Source organism: Xanthomonas sp. 3793 (assembly GCF_024806835.1).
Taxonomy (GTDB): Bacteria; Pseudomonadota; Gammaproteobacteria; order Xanthomonadales; family Xanthomonadaceae; genus Xanthomonas; species Xanthomonas arboricola_F.
In genome coordinates this window covers 387764-410490 of sequence record NZ_JANTYU010000001.1, presented here as the reverse complement: position 1 = coordinate 410490, position 22727 = coordinate 387764, and the positions used below count along the sequence as shown (strand labels likewise).

The window sequence follows — 22727 nt, the reverse complement described above, 5'->3', positions numbered from 1 at the left end:
CTGCCGCCGCCGCGCCGCGCGCGTTGATCCAAATCAATGCGGCCCCGCTCGGGTGCGGCACACTGTCCATCCCGCAGTGGGCAGTGGCGACTTACAATCGCCTGCGATGCAGCGCCTGAAGAGAGCCATGTGAGCCAGCCCAGCGTGCAAGTCAGCGAAACGCCCGCCCAGCGCCGTCAACGCGGCCAGTGGCTGGATGCGCTTGCCGCACCCGCTGCGCGTGCCCGTCGGCTGTCCGCTGTGGCGGTGGCGTTGTCTGGGGTGTTGTTGTTGGCGCAGTCGGCGGCCATCGCATGGTTGGTGCAAGCGGTACTGGTGCAGCACGTGGCCTTGGCGCAGTTACGCAACGTGGGCGTGGGGTTGCTGGTCGCGCTGCTCGGGCGTGCACTGCTCAACGGCTGTGCGCAATCGCTGACCGGCGAGGTGGCCGATGCGGCCAAGCGCGAATTGCGTGCCCGCATCGCGCGCCGTCTGGTGCAGCACGGCCCGCTCTGGCTACGCCGGCAACGCAGCGGCGAACTGGGGGAGTTGAGCCTGGCGCACACCGATGCGCTGGAAGGGTATTTCGTCGGCTATCAGCTGGCACGCACCGAGATCATGCTGGTGCCGCCGGTGATCCTGATTGCGGTGTTTTCGGTCGATTGGGTGGTGGGCCTGGTGCTGTTGCTCACCGCGCCGTTGATTCCATTTTTCATGATGCTGGTGGGATGGGGTGCGGAAGCTGCAGGTCGCGAGCAACTCGGCGAGCTGGCACGGATGGGCGGGCACTTTGCCGACCGTCTGAAGGGGCTGGGCTTGCTGCGGGTGTATGGCCGTGGCCAGGCCGAACTGGGCGGCATTGCCGCGGCGGCGGAGGGCGTGCGCGAGCGTTCGCTCAAGGTGCTGCGCATCGCGTTCCTGTCGTCCACGGTGCTGGAATTCTTCGCCTCGGTGAGCGTGGCGATCGTGGCCTTGTATTTCGGCTTGAGCTATCTGGGCATGCTCGACTTGCATGGGCTGCCGTCGCTGGGTGCTGGCATGTTCTGCCTGCTGCTGGCGCCGGAATTCTTTGCGCCGTTGCGGCGTCTTGCAGCGCATTACCACGACCGCGCCAACGCGCTGGCCGCAGTGACGGAGGCCGAGCGGTTGCTGGAAGGCTTCCCCGACGATGTTGATGGCAGCGCGCCGGGCTCGGCGCTGTCGCAACACGCCCTGGAGCCTGCACAGGCGCATGCGCCGTTGCTGCGGGCACGTGCTCTGGCACTGCGTCCGGCCGGTGCGCCGCACACGGTGATCACGCAATTCTCGCTGGACCTGCAGCCCGGGCAGCGCGTGGCGGTGATCGGTGCCAGCGGTAGCGGCAAGAGCACCTTGCTGGAAGGGCTTGCCGGCTGGCTGCCAGCCGAAGCGGGCAGTGTAGTGCTGCGCCCGGGCACGCGTGTGGGCTATGCCACCCAGCGGCCGTACCTGTTTCACGGCAGCATTGCCGACAATCTGCGGCTGGCCGATCCGCAGGCCAGCAGCGCACGCCTGCACGCGTTGGCCGATGCCGCGCAGGTGCTGCGCTTCGCCGCGCAGTTGCCGGCCGGCCTGGACACGCTGATCGGCGAGCGCGGCTTCGGCCTGTCCGGTGGCGAAGCGCGGCGTGTGGCATTGGCGCGGCTGCTGCTGCGCGAGCCGGATCTGCTGCTACTGGACGAACCCACCGCGTTTCTCGATCCGGACACCGAAGCCGAATTGCTGCGCACGCTTGGCGTATTTGCACGTGGCCGCGCGGTGGTGCTGGCAACGCACAGCCCCGCGGTGATGCGCTGGGCCGATGTGGTGATCGATCTGCGTGGCACAACCGTGACGGCGAGCGCGCCATGAACGACACACGCCACGATCGGCTGAGCGGGGTGTTTCGCCGGCACGCCTGGCGGCTGTTGCTGTCTGCGCTGCTGGTGCTGGTTACCATGCTGGCCGGGGTTGGCCTGCTGAGCCTGTCCGGCAGCTTTCTCACGGCCGCGGCATTGGCTGGCGTTGCCGGCATGGGGGCTGGCTTCAATTTCTTCTCGCCATCTGCCGGCATTCGTGCGTTGACGTTTGCGCGCATCGTGTCGCGCTATGGCGAAAAATTGATCGGCCACGATGCCACCTTGCGCATCGCCCGCGATCTACGGGTGTGGTTCTTCCGTCGTGCGTTACCGCTGGCGCCGGGGCGGCTGTCGGCCACGCGCACCGGCGATCTGCTGGCGCGCCTGATGTCGGACATCGGCGAAGTCGATGGCCTGAGCGTGCGCGCGCTGGCGCCGCTGTCGGCGCTGCTCGGCATCTGGCTGGCCGGCGCGGTTGCCGCTGCCTTGATCTATCCGCCCGCGGCGCTGTTGTTGCTGGCGCTGGGTGGGTTGATCGGCGGGCTGGTGCCCTGGCAGGTCGCACGTGGCGGCGCGCAGCGCGAGCAGTTGCGTGCGCAGCACCGCACGGCATTGCGCACGCAGGCGTTCGAAGGCCTGGAAGGTGCGGCCGACCTGGCCGCGGTCGATGCGCAAGGCGCCTGGCTGCATCGGCTTCACGCCACTGCGGCGGCCGTGGGGCAGGGCGACCGCCTGCAACGGCGTCGCCTGATCGCCGGCAACCTGCTGCACGCGGTCTGCGCTGCCTTCGGTCTGGCCGGCATGCTGTGGCTTGCGCTGCACGCCGCCGAGCGGGGGCTGATCGCAGCGGACATGGCTGCCGGCCTGGTGTTTCTGACCATGGCGCTGCTGGAGGTATGGGCCGGTGCCGGGCTTGCGTTGCAGTCGCTGCAAAGCGCGCGCGTCGCTGCCCGGCGCTTGCAGGTCATCGTCGATCAAGCCCCGTCGGTCGACGATCCCGTGCAGGCCATCGACATGCCACGGACTGGCACGCTGCAACTGCAGCAGGTGTCGTTTGCGTGGCCCGGTGGCGTACGGCCGGTGCTGCACGCACTCGATTTGACCCTGGCGCATGGCGAGCGCATCGCCATCAGTGGCGACAGCGGCAGCGGCAAGAGCACCTTGTCGGCATTGCTGCTGCGGCTATGGGATCCGCAGGCCGGGCAGGTGCGCTACGCCGGCATCGATCTGCGTGACTGCGCACAGGCGCAATGGCATCGCCGCATCGCCTGGCTGCCGCAGAACGCCCCGGTTTTTGCCGGCAGCGCGCGCGAGAATCTGGCCATCGGCGATGCCGCTGCCGACGATGCGGCGATGTGGCAGGCGTTGGAGCAGGTGCGCCTGCACGACTGGGCCCGTGCGCAACGTGGTCTGGACACCTGGGTGGGCGAAAACGGCGCCACGCTTTCCGCAGGCCAGGCACGTCGCCTCGCGCTGGCGCGCGCGCTGTTGCGCGATGCTCCCATCCTGCTGCTCGACGAACCCACCGACGGCCTGGACGTGGACACCGCCCACGCCTTGCTGCTGGATCTGGCCGCCGCACTCGGCGAGCGCAGCCTGGTGATGATCACCCACGACAGCGTGCCTGCCGGTGTGGTGCACCGGCATTACCGCATGCGTGATGGAACGCTGCAGCCGCTGGAGTGAGCGGCCCTCGCCATGGCTGGGTCCTGGAGCGGCCAACAGAACGAAGCGCGCAGTCGTAAGGTGGGCGTGGATGGCGCGCTCATGACCGGGGGGACGCGTGGGCCTGCCGTACCGAGCACCGGCCGCGCCTGCATCGCTGTTGCGCAGTCGAAGCGCAGGCATGGCGCGCTTCAGCGCGTCAGATACACCGCCCAGGCCAGGGCCGCGGCGTTTGCGAGCGCGCTGACCCAGAACGCGATCTGGAACGAGGTCTTGACGGTCTTGTGCCGGAACAGCGATTGCGCCAGCAGCGCGCCGGGCCAGCCACCGAGCAAGGCGATGGCATGCAGGGTGGCTTCCGGGGTGCGGCGCTGGCCGCGTGTGGCTGCGGTCTTGTCCAGCCGATAGGCGATCAGCGCGGCAATGCTGGTTGCCGCGTACCAGAGCGCAATCGCAGCCGGTAGCCGTTCTGCGAGCACCAGGCCGAGCATGCCGACCGCGAACAGACCGGCCAGCAGCCGGCGTGGCAGTACGCTGCTGGCGGTCTGCGAGGGGCGTGATCTGGCTCTGGATGTGGCTCTGGACCTGGCAATCAGCAGGCGTCCAGAAAATCGCGGACCGCCGGGCCGAACCGTGCGAAATCCACCAGGAAGGCGTCGTGGCCCTGCGGCGAATCCAGGCCGATGAAACGGGCATCGGCGCCGCCGGCGCGCAGGCCATCGGCGATCTGTTCCTGTTGCTGCACCGGGAACAGGATGTCGGTGTTGGCGCCGATCGACAGCGCGCGTGCGATGCGGATACGCGACAGGCCGGCCAGCACCTCGCCATCGCTGGAGCCCTGGCTTGCCGACGCAATGCCAACAGGCGCGCCGGGGCCGCGGGCGCCAGCCAATGGCGTCTGTGCGCCCGGAGTCGGCTCGGCGTAGTCGGCCAGATCGAACCAGTCCATCGAGCGGCTCAGGTACAGATAGCAGTTGGGATCGAAGAAGCGCACGAAGCGGCGCGCGTGGCCTTCCAGATAACTTTCGACCTGGAATTCCAGCCCGAACGGGTCGTCGTCGGCCTGTTCGGAATCCAAGCGTACGCGACCAAACCTGCCGTCCCATTCCAGCGCCGAGCGGTAGGTGATCACGCCAAGTTTGCGTGCCATGCGCATGCCCGATTCCGGGTAGCGCGTGTCGTCGTAGTGGCCGCCGTTCCAGTGCGGATCCAGCCGGATCGCTTCGCGCTGCAGCGAGCGGATGGCAATGGAAAACGGCAACGCCTGCGCGCTGCCGGAGATGTTGATGTGGCTGCGCGCAATGCCTTGGTGCCGCAGTAACAGCGCCAGTGCGGTCATGCCGCCCATCGAGTTACCGATCAGGCAGGCGAGCTGTTCGATGCCCAGTGCGCGCACCACATCGGCGGCAGCATCGGCCACGTCTTCGATCGACAGGTCCGGAAAGCGCAACCGATAGCGCTCGCCGGTGGCCGGATCGATCGAGGCCGGCCCGGTCGAACCTTTGCAGCTGCCCAGCGAATTGACGCACACCACGAACCAGCGTTCGGTATCGATCGGCTTGCCCGGCCCCAGCATCGCCTCCCACCAACCCGGCTCGGGGTTGGCCTGATTTGCGGCCGCATGCGCGTTGGGCGACAAGCCGGTGACGATCAGCACCGCGTTGTTGCGATCGGCAGCCAGCGTGCCCCAGGTCTCGTAAGCCACACGAGCCTGATGCAGCTCACCACCGCGCTTCATCGGAAACGGCGAAGGCAGGGAGTGGTATAGCGTGCCAGGGGGAATGAATTCGGTCATGTCGCAATTCTATCCGGCGTGGCGGTGGGCGGCATGGTGAATCGGGATGGGGACTCGGTTTGAGCCCTTGCGTTAGGTGATGTCACCTTTTAACGCTGTTGATCTGCGGCTTTGCTGCAGGGCCCTTGCCCGCCCACCATCGCAGGACACGCTGCAAGTACGTCCCTGTAAGCTACTTGGCGGCATCCATGCCGCCAAGGGTCCTGCGACGGTGGGCGGGCAAGGACCAGTCGAGTTGATCGGTGCGCAAAGTTTCGGTGCGCAAAGTTTCAGCACAGCAGACCGCAAACCGCACGATGCGGTGGTTTCGTTCTTCAACAAAACCACCAGCCAACTGTCTGGTGCGGTGTCCTCGCCGGTTGCGGGACCGTTGGCGGCATGGATGCCGCCATCGAGCCCCCATGGACGGGTTCACGGCGTGTCCCGCGAGCGGCGAGGGCACCGCGCCCTCGAGGTCTTCGCGCCCGCTGCAGGGCCCTTGCCCGCCCACCATCGCGGGACACGCTGCAAGTACGTCCCTGTAAGCTCTGTGGCGGCATCCATGCCGCCAAGGGTCCCGCGACGGTGAGCGGACAAGGACCAGTCGAGTTGATCGGTGCGTGAAGTTTCAGCACAGCAACCCGCAACCCGCAAACCGCACGAGGCGGTGGTTTCGTTCTTCAACAAAACCACCAGCCAACTGTCTGGTGCGGTGTCCTCGCCGATTGCGGGACCGTTGGCGGCATGGATGCCGCCATCGAGCCCCCATGGACGGGTTCACGGCGTGTCCCGCGAGCGGCGAGGGCACCGCGCCCTCACCGCTGCGCCTTTGCTGCAGGGCCCTTGCCCGCCCACCATCGCAGGACACGCTGCAAGTACGCCTCAGCTGTAGGCGTGGCGTGCGCTGGCCAGCAGGGTGCTCAAGCGGTCCTGCGGCTCCAGGCGGAACACCGCCACGGCGTCTACCAGCTGCGCGGCCTGGTCTTCCATCGCGCGTGCCGCAGCGGTGGCTTCTTCCACCAGCGCTGCGTTCTGCTGGGTGGTTTCGTCCATCTGGGTGACGGTCTGGTTGACCTGGGTGATGCCGGCGGCCTGCTCGCGCGAGGCGCTGGTGATCTCGCCCATGATGTCGGTGACGCGCTGGACCGAGCCGACCACCTGCTGCATAGTGCTGCCGGCCTCCGATGCCAGTGCGGCGCCGTTGCCGATGCGGGTCACCGAGTCTTCGATCAGGTGCTTGATCTCCTTGGCCGCGCCGGCCGAGCGCTGCGCCAGTGTGCGCACCTCCGAGGCCACCACGGCAAAACCGCGGCCCTGCTCGCCGGCACGTGCCGCTTCCACCGCCGCGTTCAACGCCAGGATATTGGTCTGGAAGGCAATGCCGTCGATGACGGAAATGATCTCGGCGATCTTCTTGGACGAAGCGTCGATGTCGGCCATGGTGGTGACCACACGGCCGACCACATCGCCACCCTTGGCGGCAACGCCGGCGGCATCGAGCACCAGGCGGTTGGCCTGGTCGGCGTTGTCGGCGTTCTGCTTGACGGTGGCGGTGAGCTCTTCCATCGATGCGGCGGTCTCTTCCAGCGCGGCGGCCTGTTGCTCGGTGCGCCGCGACAGGTCGCCATTGCCGGTGGCGATCTCGGTGGCAGCCGAGTTGATCGCCAGCGACGAATCCTTGATGCGGCGTACGATTCCGGCCAGCTGGTCGGCGGTGGCGTTGGCATCGTCGCGGATGGTGGCGAACACGCCTTGCAGATCGCCGTCCATGCGTGCGGTGAGGTCGCCCTGCGACAACGACGACAGCAGCGCGGACACGCGTGACAGGCCGTCGGCGTTGTTGTCCAGTAGCGCGTTGAGCTGCTGGGCGAGCAGCAGCAGGAAGCCCTGCTTGCCATCAAGGCTGACGCGCCCGCTCAGGTCGCCGATGGCGGCCGCCTGCACGATGCGTGCGACTTCTTCTTCCACCTGCACCTCCTGGGTGCGGTCGGCCCACTCGACCACAAACCCCATGCGCTCACCGGCGGCGCCCAGTACCGGGCTGACCACCAATCGCATGGTGCGGCCGCCGACATGGATCTGCGCGATGTGCGTGCTGGTGAGCTGATCGAGCATGCGTGCCTGATGCTCGGGCTTGCGGTGGAACTGGTCGATGCTGGCATTGATCAGCGCATCGGCGTCGAAGTGGGGCAGGTCGCGGCGTAACTCGTCCTGCACGCTCTTGAGCATGCGCTGCAGCGGGCGATTGACGTAGATGATGCGGCGCTCGGCGTCGGCGATCATCACGTTGGTGCTGACATCGTCCAGCGCGGTGCGCACGCGCAGCGCTTCGCTGGCGATCAGGTGATCGCGTTCCAGCCGCGCGCGCAGGTCGTCGCGCATGGTGCGGGCGTTGAGCAGCAGGCGGCCGAGTTCGTCGTGGCGATCGATCTCGATGGGGTTGTCCAGGCGGCCGGCGGCGACATCGCCGAGTACACGTTCCACTGCAAGCAGCGGGCGGGTCACCATCTTGCGTGCGGCGATGAACACCACCGCGATGCACAGCGCCAGTACCACCAGCGAGAACAGCAGCATGCTGCCCATCAGCTCGTCCAGCGGTCCGTCGATGGCGCTGCGCGGCTGGGTGCCGATCACCGCCCACTGCCACGGCGCATAGCGTTGTGCGGTGACTTCGTAGGCCTGCGCGTTGCCCTTGGCATCGCGCAGCTGCAGGTTGGCGCTGGCTTGCTTGCCGTCCAGCACCGACTGCAAGGCAGCTTGCTGATCGGCCGGCACCAGTGCCGACAATGTCGCCGGCGTCCCCGGCGGTGCGGCGATGATCTGGCCCTGGTGCTCGCCCGGCGCCATGTCGGCGATGACGAAGTAGCCGTCCTGTCCCAGCCTGGTGGTGCTGACCTGGGCCTTGAGCGCGGCCAGGCCCTGGGTGTAATTGCGGCCGACGAACAGCGCGCCGATCACCTCGCCGGCAGCGTTGCGCAGCGGCGCGTAGTAGGTCATGTACTGGTCGCCGAACAACTGCGCCTGGCCGGTGAAGGGCTTGCCTGCGGACAGTGCGGCATAGGCCTTGCCCTTGCGATCGAGCAGGGTGCCGATCACGCGCTCGTTCTGCTTGTTGCGCAGCGAGGTGGTGATGCGCACGAAGTCATCGCCGGTGCGCGCGAAGATGGTCGCAACGCCGCCGGTGGCCTGCGCGAAGCGATCCACCGCATCGAAATTGAGGTTCAGCGCCTGCGTGCCGGAACGCAGCGTGGGCGTGTTCTGCTCACCGATGGTCACGGTGCTGGCGGTATCCAGTTCGCGTGCGCCGCGCGGCAGCATGTCGTCGAAGACGCTGCCCAGACGCTCGGTGCCTTCGGTCAGGGTGACGTCGTACATCGCCACCGACTGCTGCATCAGCCGGGTGCTGGAGCGCAGCTCGGCCTTGACCTGGGATTCGATGTCGCCGGCGGACTGGCGGTAGATGGTCAGGGCCAGCAGGCCCAGCGAGATGGCAATGACCAGGGTCAACAGCGCGGAAAGCCGGGTGCCGACCGAAAGTCGGTTGAAGGAATGCATGAGGAATCGACCTTGCCCGGGGGAGGGCGTTACGGATGCGTGAAGTCCATAGCGGCCGTCTATGCTCAAAATTGATGTTTTATGTTGAATTGAGCATAAATTGTCGCGTTCGCTTGGTGGTGACCCCTGTACGCCATGTCGCAAATTGTTAAAGATTGGTGATTTCTGGTGGATCGGATCGTCAGCGTTCCAGCATGTTTAGCGGCTGATGTCGCAACACCACCGCAGAAAAAAAAAAGGGCCGCTTCTCCTCGCAAGGAAGCGACCCTCAAGATTCGTTGACCACGAATCAAACTACTCTCGAATGCTGTTCTTTGATGCTGCGTGTGTTGCGGGGTGCGGCGTGTGTCTTAGAACTCCTGCCAGTCGTTCGGCCCGGCCGCCGCGGTGGCCGCGCCGATGGCGCTGCGCCGTGGCGCTGCGATGCTGGCGGCAGCGACGGCCGGGCGTGCAGCGAAGCGCGCATTGACCGGCGCACCGACCATCGATGACGGCTGACGTGCAGCCGGGCCTTGCTCGGCGATCTTGAACACGGCCACCGCCTCGGTGAGCTGCTGGGCCTGTTCTTCCATCGCGCGGGCGGCGGCGGTGGCTTCTTCCACCAGCGCTGCGTTTTGCTGGGTGGCTTCGTCCATGTGGGTGACGGTCTGGTTGACCTGCTCGATGCCGGCCGACTGTTCCTGCGAGGCGGCGGAAATCTCGCCCATGATGTTGGTGACGCGCTGCACGCTGGCGACGATCTCGGCCATGGTCTTGCCGGCCTGGTCCACCAGTTGCGAGCCGTCGGCCACGCGCTGCACCGAGTCGTCGATCAGGCTCTTGATCTCCTTGGCCGCGGCAGACGAACGCTGTGCCAGCGTACGCACCTCGGAGGCGACCACCGCAAAACCACGGCCCTGGTCGCCGGCACGCGCCGCTTCCACGGCGGCATTCAAGGCCAGGATGTTGGTCTGGAACGAGATGCCGTCGATGACGCTGATGATGTCGGCGATGCGCTTGGACGAAGCCTCGATGCCGCTCATGGTGTCGACCACCTTGCTGACCACTTCGCCGCCCTGCGAAGCCACGTTGGCGGCGCCGATGGCGAGCTGATTGGCCTGGCGTGCGCTTTCGGCGTTCTGCTTGACGGTGGAGGTGAGCTCTTCCATCGAGGCGGCGGTTTCTTCCAGGTTGGCCGCCTGCTGTTCGGTGCGCTGCGACAGGTCCTGATTACCCGTTGCGATCTCGCTGGCGGCGGCATTGATCGAGGTCGCCGAGTGCTGGATGTGCCCGACGATACCGGCCAGCTGGGTGGCGGTGGCGTTGGCGTCGTCGCGCATCTGTGCGAATACGCCCCTGAAATCGCCGTCCATGCGCGCGGTCAGGTCGCCTGCGGCGATAGCGCGCAAGATGCCCGATAGCGACTGCAGGCTGCCATCGGCAGTGGCCATCAACTGATTGAGGCTCTCGACCATGACGCGGAAATCGAACTGGAACTGCGCCGCATCGCCGCGTGCGCCGAAATCGCCGTTGGCCGCGGCCTGGGCCAGCTGCTTGATCTGCTGGTTCATCGACGCCAGGTTCGTTTTCACCTGCGCCATGGTGTCGGTCAGCATGGCTTTTTCGCCGGGCAGCGCATCCATGTCCTGGCTGAGGTCGCCGATCGCATAGCGCCCCATGATCTGCGCCAGGCGCTGCGTGAGCTGGACGTGGCTGTCGACCAGGGCATTGGTGTCGCTGGCCATGCGGCCATAGTCGCCCGGGAATGCGCCGGCCTCCATGCGGAAGCTGATCTGGCCGCTGTCGTGGCGCTTGGCCATGTCCAGCTGGCCGGTGATCAGATTGCGCACCTGCGATTGCATCTTGTCCATCGCCTGCAGCAGGCGGCCGGTTTCGTCGCTGGCGTCGCTGTGCACTGCGTTATCGAGCCTGCCGTCGGCAATCGCCTCGGCGGCGCGGGTGGCGCGGTTCAACGGACCGGTGAGGCTGCGGGTGATCATCCAGGCCAGCAGGGCACTCAGCAGCACCACCGCGACGCCGCCGCCGATCAGCATGCTGCGGCCACGCGCCATCGAGGCACTGGCCTGTTCATAGGCCAGCTGGCTGCTCTCGCGTTGCGCCTGCGAGTAGGTGCGGATCGCATCCTGCCAGCGCTGGGTGGCCGGCGCGGCGCGTTCGAGCAGGACCGGCATGGCCTGGTCGACCTTGCCGGCCATGCCCAGCTCGCGGACCTGCTGATTGTGCGCCAGCGCCTGTTCGCGGGTCTGGTCCAGTGCGTTGCGCAGTTGCTGGTCGTGCGCATCGGCGGGAAACGCATAGAGCTTTTCGCGTAGCTCCTTGTAGCGGATGCGCTGGGCATCGATCACTTCAGCGAACTGCCGGTTCTGCTCGGCGGTGGTGGGCAGCACGATGTTGCGCAGGTTCAATGAGATGGTGGCATTGGCATCCAGCATGTCGGTGGCGTACTGGATCATCGCCATGTTGCGCTTGACGATGGTGTCCAGGCGCTCGCGTGCCTGGCTGAGCGTCAACAGGCCGGCGGCCACCAGCGCGCAGGAGAGAAGGATCAAAACGCCAAAGGCCAGCGCGAGGCGCTTGCCGACGTTGAAGCGGTGCAGGAAGGAATTCATGGAGTGGCCTGAGCTGATGTGATCGTGATGGGCATGCGTTGCAGGGCAGCGCTGGAGCGGTGCCGTCCGCAGGTCATGCCCGGTGTGTTGCATCGCTGAAGTAACGGCGCTGTCGGGGTCGCATTGAGGTGGTCCGGTCAGGCTGGTAAAGCCAGGTCTCAGGCACGTGATCGGGGCATGAAGAACCTGTAGGGAATCGGTGCCCGGGTGTCGGGAATTTTCTGAAAGCAAGATCGGGAATGACCATTTTTACTGCGATTTAGGCGTGCACGGCGTCCGGCCGTGAAAGGCGACTTCACGCGGATGACAGTGCACGCGATAGCGCGATTGAATGGATGCGGCAGCTCATGCTGCGTAATGCAAAACGGCACCGCAGAGTCGGTGCCGTCATGAGCCTCTTGTCGAGAGGGCGCACACGTCGCCAGGCCCGCGCATGCGGCGACGGTGCAATCGCCACAGTCGATGTGGCATGCACCGCGCGCGTCTTGCAGAGGGGGGCCCGCATCGCCCGGGTGTATTCGCAATTGCTGCATGCGCCCGGATCGGGTGCTAGCCAAAAAAAAGGACCGCTTTCTCGCAAAAGCGGTCCCGCAAGAGTCGTGCAGCGCGGATGCGCTACATCCAGGTGTCAGAACTCCTGCCAATCCAAGGCCGCCCCGGCCGTGGCAGCGACGGTCCGTGCACTGTGCGGACGTGCAGGCGCACGCTTGACCGACGCCGATGCCGACGCTTTGGGAGACGCAGACAGGGCGGCGGTGGCCAAGGCTGCCATTCGACGCGCGGACGGCTGGCTGTCGGACAACTTGAACAGCGACACGGTCTGGGTCAGCTGCTGGGCCTGGTCTTCCATCGCGCGTGCGGCGGCGGTGGCTTCTTCCACCAGTGCGGCATTCTGCTGGGTGGTTTCGTCCATCTGGGTCACGGTCTGGTTGACCTGTTCGATCCCTGTCGATTGCTCCTGCGAGGCAGCGGAGATCTCGCCCATGATGTCGGTGACGCGCTGCACGCTGGCCACGATCTCGGCCATGGTCGTTCCCGCCTGATCGACCAGTGCAGCGCCTTGCGCGACATTGCCGACCGAGTCGTCGATCAGCTGCTTGATCTCTTTCGCAGCACCGGCAGAGCGCTGGGCGAGGGTGCGCACTTCGGAGGCGACGACGGCAAAACCGCGTCCCTGTTCGCCGGCACGTGCCGCTTCCACCGCGGCATTCAAGGCCAGGATATTGGTCTGGAACGAAATGCCGTCGATGACGCTGATGATCTCGGCGATCTTCTTGGAGGAGGTCTGGATATCGGACATGGTGGTGACCACCCGCGCGACCACCTGACCACCCTGCGAGGCGACCGATGCCGCTCCGATCGCCAACTGGTTGGCCTGGCGCGCATGTTCGGCATTTTGCTTGACGGTGGAGGTCAGCTCTTCCATCGAAGCGGCGGTTTCTTCCAGATTGGCGGCCTGCTGTTCGGTGCGCTGCGACAGATCCTGGTTGCCGGCGGCGATTTCGCCGGAGGCCAGGCCAATGGCATCGGCGGCAGTGTGGATCCGCCCGACGATATCGGCCAGGCGCTCGGCAGTGCCGTTGGCATCGTCGCGCATCTGCGCGAACACGCCCTGGGACTGGCCGGTCATGCGGGCAGTGAGGTCGCCCGCGGCAATCGACTGCAGCAACGTGGACAACGCTTGCAGATTTCCGTCGGCGGTGGCCATCAGCTGGTTGAGGCTGTCGATCATGACGCGGAAGTCGTATTGGAAACGTTCGGCGTCGCCGCGGGCGCTGAAGTCGCCGGCAGCGGCAGATTGCGCCAGATGTTTGATCTCGCGATTCATCGCCGACAGGTTGCGCTTGACCTGGGCCATGGTCTCGCTCAAGACGGCTTTTTCGCCAGGCAACGTCTCCATGTCGTCGGACAGGTCGCCGATGGCATAGCGGCTCATGATCTGGGCCAGCCGCATGTTGACTGCGATATGCGAGGCGACCAGTGCGTTGCTGTCACGCACCATGACGCCGTAATCGCCGGGAAATGCCTGCTCGTCCATGCGGTAGCTCAGCTCACCCAGGTCGTGCCGTCGCGCCATTTCCTGCTGTGCCTGCGACACCGCCTGCAACTGCGCCTGCATCTTGCCCATGCTGTGCAGTAGCCGGCCGGTTTCGTCGGTACCGGTGGTATCCACTGCGACCGACAACCGACCTGCCGCGATCGCATCGGCGATCGTCGATGCCTCGCTCAAGCGGCTCATCAGACGACGGCGAATCAGCCAGCAGGTAGCTATTGCGACCACGATCGCAACGCCGCTGCCGATCAGCATCGACCAGGTGCTGCGGATCTTGGCGGCGGCCAGTGCCGTACTGCGCTTGTCGAGCAGCCCGCTTTCCTGGGCCTCGAACTCGGTGAGCAGGGTGCGGATCTTGTTCATTGCGGCGCGTTCGTGGCCGGCGCTGAACTGCGCCAGCACGTCGGGCAACGCCGCGCCACTGCGGCGCAGCGCGGTCAAGCGTTCTTCGTGGCCGATAAATTCGACGTAGGCCGCATGCAGGGCCGCCAGCCGCTGCTGCTGAACCGGATTGTCGGCGGTCAGCTGTCTGGCGTGATCGAATTCTTTGTCGAACTGCGCCATCCCGTTCTTGTAGGGCGTCAGATTCGCTTCGTTGCCTGAAAGCAGATAGCCGCGCGCGCCGGTTTCGATATTGATGCTGGCGATGGACATCGCACGACCGGTCGCGATGACCTGGTAAGTGTGGTCGTTCAATGCGACCGCCTGAGACAGGCTGGACTGTCCGCGCAGCCCGACCGTGGCGACGATCAACAGCACGATGATGACCGCACCAAAGCCGAACACGAGTTGTGTCGACAGACTTCGCTGTTTCATTGCTTTGCCCTTTTAAACGGAATGAAGTGACTACCGAAGGTGTGGCGATCGCCCGCTGCCGCACCAATTGTCTGCACCCGTTGCGATGCAGCAGGCAGCGGCGCTGACAGCAGGTGCATGGCGTTACGTCGTGCGCTGGCAGGTGCGGGACGCCGCTCCCCAGCGGCGTTCCGGCAGTGGTGATCCGTGTATCACGCAGACGCCGTGCCGGACCCTTCGATGCGTGCCGAAGCGGCACGCGTCTGCATCGAGATGGATCGCGATGACGAATGGTGACGCAGACGCACTATGTCATCGCATTGTGAATACGCATATAGGAACGTTCGGACGCGCGTGTGAGGCGAAACATTACAGCGATGTGGCTATCAAGCCGGCTGCAATGGTCGCCGGCCGCAGCGCCATCGGTGTGTTCCAGTGCGGTGGCGGGTGGCTGCCGCTGGGCGCTACGCGGTACTGCAGCGCGCTGTGGTGTCTGATCGATCGGCGTAACGCAAAAAGGCCGCTTTCCTCGCGGAAAGCGGCCTTCGGGCGACACCTCATGCGTGACTCAGAACTCCTGCCAATCGCCCGTATCGGCCGCTGCTGCCGAAGTGCCGGTCACGCTGCGACGCGGCGGGGCACTGCTGCCGGCACGTGCGGCCGGACGCGCAGCGAAGCGGGCATTGGCCGGTGCCTTGGCGATGGCCGAGAGCTGACGCGTTACCGCGCTGTGCTCGGCAACCTTGAACAAGGCCACCGCTTCGGTGAGCTGCTGGGCCTGTTCTTCCATCGCACGTGCGGCGGCGGTGGCTTCTTCCACCAGTGCGGCATTCTGCTGGGTGGTCTCGTCCATCTGGGTCACGGTCTGGTTGACCTGCTCGATGCCCGAATACTGTTCCTGCGAAGCGGAAGAAATCTCGCCCATGATGTTGGTGACGCGCTGCACGCTGGCGACGATCTCGGCCATGGTGGTGCCGGCCTGGTCGACCAGGCCGGCGCCTTGGGTGACCTTGTCGACCGAGTCGTCGATCAGGTGCTTGATCTCTTTCGCCGCACCGGCCGAACGCTGGGCCAGGGTGCGCACTTCAGAGGCGACCACCGCAAAGCCGCGGCCCTGTTCGCCGGCACGCGCCGCTTCCACTGCGGCATTCAACGCAAGGATATTGGTCTGGAAGGCGATGCCGTCGATGACGCTGATGATTTCGGCGATCTTCTTCGACGAGCCCTGGATGTCGGCCATGGTGGTGACCACCCTGGCCACCACGTCGCCGCCTTGCGAGGCCACTGCTGCGGCGCCGATGGCGAGCTGATTGGCTTGACTTGCGTGTTCGGCGTTCTGCTTGACGGTGGAGGTGAGTTCTTCCATCGAGGCGGCGGTTTCTTCCAGATTGGCGGCCTGTTGCTCGGTGCGCTGCGACAGATCCTGGTTGCCGGAAGCGATCTCGCCCGATGCCGACCCGATCGCATTGGCGGCCAGCTGGATGCGGCCGACGATGCTGGCCAGCTGTTCGGCGGTGGCGTTGGCGTCGTCGCGCATCTGCGCGAACACGCCCTGGTACTGTCCACTCATGCGCGCGGTGAGGTCGCCGGCAGCGATCGACTGCAACAGGCTGGAGAGCGACTGCAGATTGCCGTCGGCGGTGGACATCAGGTGATTGAGGCTTTCCACCATGATGCGGAAGTCGTACTGGAACTGCTCGGCATTGCCGCGTGCGCTGAAGTCGCCGTTTGCAGCGGCTTGCGCCAGCTGCTTGATTTCCGAATTCATCGTCGACAGGTTCGCCTTGACCTGATTCATCGCAGTGGTGATGGCGGCTTTCTCGCCCGGCAATTGCGGCATGTCTTCGGTCAGGTCGCCGATCGCGTAACGCTCCACCAGGTGAATGGTCTGCGTCTCAAGCGCGATGTGTGCGGCAACCAGCGCGTTGGTGTCTGTGGCCATGCGGCCGTAGTCGCCGGGGAATGCGCCGGCATCCATGCGGAAGCTGATCTGGCCCGCGTCATGACGCTTGGCCATGTCCAGCTGCGCGCTGATCAGATTGCGCACCTGGCTCTGCATGCGGTCCATGGCCTGCAACAGGCGGCCGGTTTCGTCATTGGACTGCGTGCGCACATCGTTATCCAGATCGCCATTGGCAATCGCCTCGGCGGCGCGGGTGGCCTGGGTCAGCGGGCGCACCAGGCTGCGGGTGATCAACCAGCCCAGCAGGACGCTGAACAGCACGACGGCCAGGCCGCCTCCGATCAGCATCGCGCGACCGCGTGCCATTTCTGCGGTCGTGGCTACATAGGCTTCCTGGGTGCGCTGACGCTGCAGCTCCGAATACTCGGTCAACGCGTCCTGCCATTCTTGCGTGCCCGGTGCGGCCTTTTGCAGCAGCAGCGTGAGTGCTTCGTCAGGCTTGCCGGTCAGGCCCAATTGTGCGACGTCTTCGTTGGTTTTGCGGGCCTGGGCGCTGGCAAGGTCGATCCGGTTGCGGATCTCGGTGGCTTGAGGCGAAGCGGAGAATTCGTACAGCTTGCGGCGGGTGTCCTCGTAGCGCTTCAGCTGGTCCTTGATGAGGGCGTAGAAGCGCAGATTGTCTTCTTGCGTGGTCGGCAACACGATATTGCGCAACTGCACGGCGATGACCGAGGTGGCATTGGTCATGTCCTGCGCGTACTGCATGATCGTGATGTTGCGATTGACCACGGTGTCCATGCGATCACGGGCCTGCGCCAGCGTGTACAGGCCGGCGGCCACTAGCGCGCACGACAACAGGATCAGCGTGCCGAAGGCGAAGGTCAGGCGCTTGCCGACGTTGTACCGTTGAAGAAGAGCGATCATTTTGGGGTCTCGAGGCAGTTGGCAAGAAAGGGCAAGCCGCGTCGGGGCGGACGCGCTGGGCACTACGTGAGTCAGGCGAGGCTGGGCATGTCTCGAGCCCATTACCGGTGCGTGTGATACATCGTCACGACGCGACCGAGTGCAAGGCAGGTATGCATGCTTGTGGTCTGTAACGGCCAGCGCTCTTACGGCTGAACTCGCCACGCCCTGTGCGTATGGGCGGCCGTCATTGAGGTGACGTGGATGTGCACAAACTGCCCGGAAACGCCGATGGGGGCGCTTCCACAAGAGGGGCTGTCTTCTGCGGATTCACTTGATGATCACGCTTTCAGGAGCGATACGAAGGTGCCGCGCTGAGGAGGGCGGGGTGGAAACCACCAGTTGAGCCTGGACGCACGCGTCCTGTTCAGCGTACGGGCGTGCGGCAGCAGACCAAGGGATGCAATGCCACGAGCAACGGCCTCACGCCGTGATGCCATCAGACCATCAGACCATCAGACCATCAGACCATCAGACCGTCACGTCACGTCACGTCACGCCGCGCGCCCGAGCTGGGCAGGCGTGGCCGCTTGCTGCAGCTGGAATACCGACACCGCATCGCGCAACTGCTGCGCCTGTTCTTCCATCGCGCGCGCGGCGGCGGTGGCTTCTTCCACCAGTGCGGCGTTCTGCTGGGTCGCCTGATCCATCTGCGAGACGGTCTGGCCGACCTGCTCGATGCCCTGCGACTGCTGCAGCGAGGCCTCGCTGATCTCATGCATGATCGTGGCGACGTTGCGCACCGAATCGACGATGTCCTGCATCGTGCGCCCCGCCTGGCCGACCAGCTGGCTGCCATGCTCGACCCGGCTGACCGAATCGTCGATCAGGTGCTTGATCTCCTTGGCCGCAGCGGCCGAGCGCTGCGCCAGGGTGCGTACTTCCGACGCCACTACCGCAAAGCCGCGGCCTTGCTCGCCGGCACGCGCGGCTTCCACCGCCGCGTTCAAGGCCAGGATATTGGTCTGGAAGGCGATGCCGTCGATCACGCCGATGATGTCGGCGATCTTTCTGGACGCAGCCTGGATGCCGGCCATGGTGCCGACGACCTGGCCGACCACCTCGCCACCTTGCGAAGCGACGGCGGCAGCGCCAACCACCAGCTGATTGGCGCGCCTGGCGTGCTCGGCGTTGTTGCGCACGGTGGAGGTGAGTTCCTCCATCGAGGCGGCGGTTTCTTCCAGATTGGCCGCCTGTTGCTCGGTACGTTGCGACAGGTCCTGGTTGCCGGATGCGATCTCGCTGGCCGCATCGTTGATGGCATCGGTGGAGCGCTGAATGCGCCCGACGATATCGGCCAGCTGCGTCACCGTGGCATTGGCATCGTCGCGCATGCGCGCGAACACGCCGTGGAAGTCGCCCTGCATGCGGCTGGTGAGATCGCCGGCGGCGATCGCCTGCAGCACGTTGGACAGCGACTGCAGATTGGCATCGGCGGTGGACATCAGCTGATTGAGGCTGTCCACCATGGCGCGGAAGTCGTACTGGAAGCGCTGCGCATCGCCGCGCACGCTGAAGTCGCCATTGGCGGCCGCCTGCGCCAGCAGTTTGATTTCGCTGTTCATCGCCGACAGGTTGGCCTTGACGGTGTCCATGGTGTCGCTGAGCACGGCCTTCTCGCCGGGCAGGCGGTCCATGTCCTGGCTCAGATCGCCGATGGCGTAGCGCGACATGATCTGCGCGAGCTTCATCTTCACCGCGATGTGCGAACCGACCAGGGCGTTGGTATCGTGCACCATGGTGGCGTAGGCGCCGGGGAAGCTGTCGGCCTGCATGCGGTAGCTGATCTGGCCGGCGTCGTGGCGCTGCGCCATCTCGCTCTGCGCAGCCAGGACGCGCTGCACCTGTTCCTGCATCTGGCGCATGTTGTCGAGCAGCTGGCCGGTTTCATCGCGGCTGGGTGGCACGATGCGTTCGTCCAGCATGCCCTGCGCGATATTGGCCGCCACCGCAGCGGCGCGGCGCACGTTGCGGGTGAGGGTGGACAAGGTATACCAGCCCAACGCGGCGATCAGCAGCGCGAGCAGTGACAGACCGGCGACGGCCTGGTACATCGCAGTGCGCGCATCCACCAGGTGGCGCTCGGATTGACGCTGCAGGGCTTGCAGCGAGACGCTGCTCAGCTCATGCATGGTCTGGCCAAGCGCATCGAGCGCGGCATTCCACTGCGTGTCGGCCTGCGCATCGCTGCCTTCCAACGCGGCACCAAGGGATTTCAATGCGTCGCTGGCGCGGGTGGCCTCGGCGCTGGCGGCATCGGCCAGCGCAGGGTCGGGCTGTTCCAGCAGGCCCATTGCCTTGTCCAGCTCATGCCGGAAGCGCACGTGATTGCGCTGCAACTGGCTGAGCTGTTCGTGCAGCATGGCGCGATCGTCGCCGGCCTGCGACGGGTCGTTGGCCGCATCCAGGCGGGTCAGCGATTCGGTGGCGTCGGGGCTATAGATCAGGGTCGCAACCACCAGGTGGTAGCTTTCGATATACGGGGTGTAGACCAACTGGCTGTCGTCGCGCAGCGCATCCAGCGCAGCGAAGGCTTGCTCGCTGATGCCGCTGTAGCCGCTGGCTGCGGCGGTCGAGACATGGCGCTGCTGCAGGGCGAGCAGTTGTTTCTGGCTGCGTTCGAAGCCGGGCATGGCCGCCGTGGTGGCGAGCAGTTGCTGCAGATCGCGTTGGGCGCGTTGCGCTGCTGCGTCGGCGGCGGCGCCAGTGTCGACGTGGGCCGCGTGCAGATCGGTAATCAGGCCCAGCATCTGGCCAAGCGGGGCGTAGCTACGCAATTCGTTGCTGCTGATGGCGACGCTTTCATTGAGCTTGCCGCGATAGAGCAGCACCGGGATCACCATGCCGACCAACGCCAGCACACCGATCGCACCGAGCTTTTTGACAATGCCCAGATCGTCCCAGCGGCTGGCCCAGCGGCGCGGGGAGGATGGAGCGGTGTGCGGCAGGGCAGGAGCAATGGTCATCGGTGCGTCTCATGGGCGTACGCAGACTATCGGCCGATAACTGTTATGCCTTGAGCCGGCCGGCATCGCTGCCGACCGGTCCCGTTCAGGCAGTTCAGTTCGCTTGCTTAGAACTCCTGCCAGCTGGTGTCGTTGCTGGGTGCGGTGACCACGGCGCGCGGCTTGGACGCTGCGGTGCGGCCAGCTGCTGCCACCTTGGCCTTGACGGCCTGGGTGATTACCTCACGCGGTGCGGCGACACGCGCCGAAGCTTGTACATGCGCGGCATCGGTCTTGAATACCGCCACCGCATCGGTCAGCTGGGTGGCCTGTTCTTCCAGTGCACGTGCGGCGGCGGTGGCTTCCTCCACCAATGCGGCGTTCTGCTGGGTGGTCTCGTCCATCTGGGTGACAGTCTGGTTGACCTGTTCGATGCCGGCCGACTGTTCCTGCGAGGCGGCGGAGATCTCGCCCATGATGTCGGTGACGCGCTGCACGCTGGCCACCACTTCGCCCATGGTCTTGCCGGCGGTGTGCACCAGCGCGGATCCTTCGGCCACTCGTTGCACGGAGTCGTCGATCAGGCCCTTGATCTCCTTGGCCGCACCCGACGAGCGCTGGGCGAGGGTACGCACTTCCGAGGCAACCACTGCGAAGCCGCGGCCCTGTTCGCCGGCACGCGCGGCTTCCACCGCTGCGTTCAACGCCAGGATGTTGGTCTGGAAGGCGATGCCGTCGATGACGCTGATGATGTCGGCGATCTTCTTGGACGAGGCTTCGATACCGGACATGGTTTCGACCACCTTGCCGACCACTTCGCCGCCCTGTACCGCCACGCTGGCGGCGCCGATGGCGAGCTGGTTGGCCTGGCGTGCGCCCTCGGCGTTCTGCTTGACGGTGGAGGTGAGCTCTTCCATCGAGGCGGCGGTTTCTTCCAGATTGGCGGCCTGCTGCTCGGTCCGCTGCGACAGGTCCTGGTTGCCGGCGGCGATTTCGCTGGCGGCGCCCTTGATCGACACGGCCGACTGCTTGATGCCGGTGACGATTTCGGCCAGTTGGGTGGCGGTGGCATTGGCGTCGTCGCGCATCTGCGCGAACACGCCACGGAACTCGCCGCTCATGCGTGCGGTGAGGTCGCCGGCGGCGATGGACTGCAACAAGCCCGACAGCGCCTGCAGATTGCCGTCGGCAGTGGACATCAGGTTGTTGAGGCTTTCGACCATCAGGCGGAAGTCGTACTGGAAGCGCTCTGCCTCGCCGCGGGCGCTGAAGTCGCCGTTGGCGGCGGCCTGCGCCAACTGTTTGATCTGGGTGTTCATTTCACCGAGGTTGACCTTGACCTGGGCCATGGTGTCGCTGAGCACGGCCTTTTCGCCGGGCAGCTTCTCCATATCCTCGGACAGGTCGCCGATCGCGTAGCGGCCCATGATCTGCGCCAGACGCATCTTTACCGCGATATGCGAGCCGACCAGAGTGTTGGTGTCGTGCGCCATGCGACCGTAGTCGCCGGGAAACGCGGCCGCGTCGATACGGAAGCTGATCTGACCTTCGTCATGGCGCCTGGCCATGTCGGTCTGCGCGGCCAGCAGATTACGCAGCTGCAGCTGCATCTTGCTCATCGCCTTGAGCAGGCGGCCGGTTTCGTCGTTGAACGACGTATCGACATCGTTATCCAGCTTGCCGCCGGCAATCGCCTCGGCGGCGCGGGTGGCGCGGCCGAGCGGCTGGGTGAGGCTGCGCGTGATCAACAGGCCCAGTGCGGCGCTCAGCAGGATCACCAACACGGTGCCGGCCACCAGCAGCTTGCGCGAATCGGCCATCGACTTCAGTGCCACGGCCGATGCATCGGCTGCCATCTTGTCCTGCAGTGTGATGTTTTCGGCAATCTTGTCCTGCCAGCCCTGCATCGCCGGCGCGGCCTTGGTGAGCAGCAAGGGCAGGGCCTCGTCGCTATGACCGGTCATCACCAGATCGATGACCTTGTCGTTCAACACCTTGACCTCGGCACGGCGGGCATCGATGTCCGCGCGCAGCGCCTTGTCCTGTTCCGACGGCGGCATGGCATACAGCGCTTCGCGGGCTTTTGTATAGTCGGCGCGCGCGGACTGGATCTGCGCGATGAACTTGCGATTTTCCTCGTCGGTGGTAGGCAGCACGACATTGCGCAACTGCATGCCAATAATGAAGTTGGCATTGATCATGTCGTTGGACAGGCGGATCTTGACCATATTCTGGTGCACGATGTCGTCGACCAGGGCGCGTGCCGAACTCAAGCCGCGATAGCCGATAAAAGCAATGCAACCGGACAATACGATCAGCACGGCGAAAGCCGCTGCCAAGCGCGGGCCGACGTTATAGCGTTGGAGAAGTGCGGTCATGACCGAATCCTGGAAGGCGTTATGCAGTGGAAGGGAGCGACGAAGGCAGCGCCAACCAGCTGCTGCGTCAGGTGTCGCTATGCGCAGTAACGGCTCATGACAGGTATCACTGAATACCCCGATATCAAAAAATATATAACTCGAGTCAGGCTTGTGAAAAATATTGATAATAAATCTTGTCTGCCTGTTTCCATTCTTGCTCTTCTAATTGCTCGAGTCCGGTTTGTAGATAACAGGCTCATCAATACATAA

General features: G+C 65.3%; 10 protein-coding genes, 1 other RNA gene and 1 pseudogene. 3 read left to right on the top strand and 9 right to left on the bottom strand.

Going from position 1 to position 22727, the window contains the following annotated elements; all coding sequences use genetic code 11:
• Positions 1-36 precede the first annotated feature (36 nt).
• On the top strand, positions 37-1848 hold the full coding sequence (cydD, locus tag FHY18_RS01690; protein ID WP_259150588.1) for a thiol reductant ABC exporter subunit CydD: 1812 nt from the start codon (positions 37-39) through the stop codon (positions 1846-1848).
• Complete coding sequence (gene cydC / locus FHY18_RS01685) at positions 1845-3521, top strand: thiol reductant ABC exporter subunit CydC (protein WP_259150587.1); 1677 nt, start codon at positions 1845-1847, stop codon at positions 3519-3521. The genes cydD and cydC overlap by 4 nt, the downstream gene beginning before the upstream one ends.
• Positions 3522-3551: 30 nt before the next feature.
• On the opposite strand, the gene FHY18_RS01680 is transcribed toward cydC, so the two are convergent.
• The 3 genes from FHY18_RS01680 to FHY18_RS01670 all read right to left on the bottom strand — a co-directional run bounded on the left by FHY18_RS01680 (position 3552) and on the right by FHY18_RS01670 (position 5295).
• A non-coding RNA gene (locus FHY18_RS01680) (sX9 sRNA) lies at positions 3552-3626 on the bottom strand.
• Positions 3627-3691: 65 nt separating this feature from the next.
• Positions 3692-3991, bottom strand: coding sequence for a DUF1294 domain-containing protein (locus FHY18_RS01675; RefSeq protein WP_259150586.1), 300 nt, complete (start codon positions 3989-3991; stop codon positions 3692-3694).
• A gap of 101 nt (positions 3992-4092) precedes the next feature.
• On the bottom strand, positions 4093-5295 hold the full coding sequence (locus tag FHY18_RS01670) for a homoserine O-acetyltransferase (RefSeq protein ID WP_259150585.1): 1203 nt from the start codon (positions 5293-5295) through the stop codon (positions 4093-4095).
• A gap of 504 nt (positions 5296-5799) precedes the next feature.
• Here FHY18_RS01670 and FHY18_RS22040 point away from each other — a divergent pair.
• Positions 5800-6091 (top strand): annotated as a pseudogene (locus FHY18_RS22040) (hypothetical protein); the annotation flags it as partial.
• Positions 6092-6156: 65 nt separating this feature from the next.
• Here FHY18_RS22040 and FHY18_RS01665 read toward each other — a convergent pair.
• The 6 genes from FHY18_RS01665 to FHY18_RS01640 form a co-directional block, all read right to left on the bottom strand.
• Positions 6157-8829, bottom strand: coding sequence for a Cache 3/Cache 2 fusion domain-containing protein (locus tag FHY18_RS01665; RefSeq protein ID WP_259150584.1), 2673 nt, complete (start codon positions 8827-8829; stop codon positions 6157-6159).
• Positions 8830-9179: 350 nt separating this feature from the next.
• Positions 9180-11438 (bottom strand): methyl-accepting chemotaxis protein, encoded by a 2259-nt coding sequence (locus FHY18_RS01660; protein ID WP_259150581.1) that lies wholly within the window; start codon positions 11436-11438, stop codon positions 9180-9182.
• Between the two features lie 628 nt (positions 11439-12066).
• The gene (locus tag FHY18_RS01655; RefSeq protein ID WP_259152453.1) at positions 12067-14187 is read right to left on the bottom strand and encodes a methyl-accepting chemotaxis protein; all 2121 of its coding nucleotides are present in this window, start codon (positions 14185-14187) and stop codon (positions 12067-12069) included.
• 667 nt (positions 14188-14854) lie between these two features.
• On the bottom strand, positions 14855-17113 hold the full coding sequence (locus FHY18_RS01650; RefSeq protein ID WP_259150579.1) for a methyl-accepting chemotaxis protein: 2259 nt from the start codon (positions 17111-17113) through the stop codon (positions 14855-14857).
• A gap of 533 nt (positions 17114-17646) precedes the next feature.
• On the bottom strand, positions 17647-20118 hold the full coding sequence (locus FHY18_RS01645; protein WP_259150578.1) for a methyl-accepting chemotaxis protein: 2472 nt from the start codon (positions 20116-20118) through the stop codon (positions 17647-17649).
• Positions 20119-20225: 107 nt separating this feature from the next.
• A complete protein-coding gene (locus FHY18_RS01640; RefSeq protein WP_259150576.1) occupies positions 20226-22475 on the bottom strand; it encodes a methyl-accepting chemotaxis protein in 2250 nt (749 codons plus the stop codon).
• Between the last annotated feature and the right edge of the window lie 252 nt (positions 22476-22727).